Origin of the sequence: Streptomyces pacificus, assembly GCF_011766325.1 — a bacterium.
GTDB classification, from domain to species: Bacteria; Actinomycetota; Actinomycetes; order Streptomycetales; family Streptomycetaceae; genus Streptomyces; species Streptomyces pacificus.
This window is the reverse complement of sequence record NZ_BLLG01000061.1, coordinates 1-950: the sequence shown is the minus strand read 5'-3', so window position 1 is coordinate 950 and position 950 is coordinate 1. Positions and strand designations below refer to the sequence as shown.

Annotated in this window: 1 protein-coding gene; it reads right to left on the bottom strand. The window is 71.1% G+C overall.

The features are described from left to right. Window positions 1-950, bottom strand: a 950-nt coding sequence (locus tag SCWH03_RS28235; protein ID WP_173267761.1) for a beta-ketoacyl reductase, incomplete at both ends; no start/stop codon positions are given.

Below are 950 nucleotides of genomic sequence, written 5' to 3'. Positions count from 1 at the left end.
CGCCTCCAGCAGCAGCCGCTGCTGCGCGTCGGTCGCCAGCGCCTCACGCGGGGACATACCGAAGAACTCGGGATCGAACAGGTCGGCATCGTGCAGAAAACCACCGGAACGCGTATACGACGTACCGAGGTGGTCGGGGTCCGGGTGATACAGGGCGTCCAGGTCCCACCCCCTGCCGGCGGGGAACTCGGTAATGGCGTCGGTGCCGTCCAGCACCAGGTCCCACAACTCCTCGGGGCTGGTGACCCCGCCCGGGTAGCGGCAGGCCATGCCCACGATGACGATCGGATCGTCCGCCGCCGACACCGACACGGGCAGCGACCCCGCAGCATCCCGCGTCTCGCCGAAGAGCTCGTCCCTGAGATGCGCGGCGAGTTCTGCGGCAGTCGGGTAGTCGAAGGTCAGCGTGGCCGGCAACCGCAGTCCGGTAGCCGCCCCGAGCCGGTTGCGCAGCTCGACCGCAGTGAGCGAGTCGAAGCCGAGCCCCTGGAAGGCGCGGCCGGGGTCGACCGTGCCGGAGCCCGCGTGGCCGAGTACGGTGGCCACCTCGCTCCGTACCAGCTCCAGCAGCGATTCAAGACGCGCCTCCTCGGGGAGTGCGTCGAGCTGTCGCAGGAGTGTGGCGGTCGCGACCGAGGCGACGGTCCGCTTGGTGCGGGTGCGCACGAGGCCTCGCAGTATTGCGGGGATCTCACCGCGTGTGCGCAGGGCAGCGGTGTCCACGCGCAGCGGTAGCACGAGCGCTGCATCGGCGGTGAGGGCGGCGTCGAAGAGCCGGACACCCTGGTCGGGCGTGAGCGGCGGCATGCCGGACTTGCGCAGCCGTTCGGTGTCGGTTCCGTCGAGCATGCCGGTCCGGTCCCACGCACCCCACGCCAGGGAGACGGCGGGCAGGCCCTGCTCCCTGCGATGCACGGCAAGCGCGTCGAGGAAGGCGTTGCCCGCCGCGT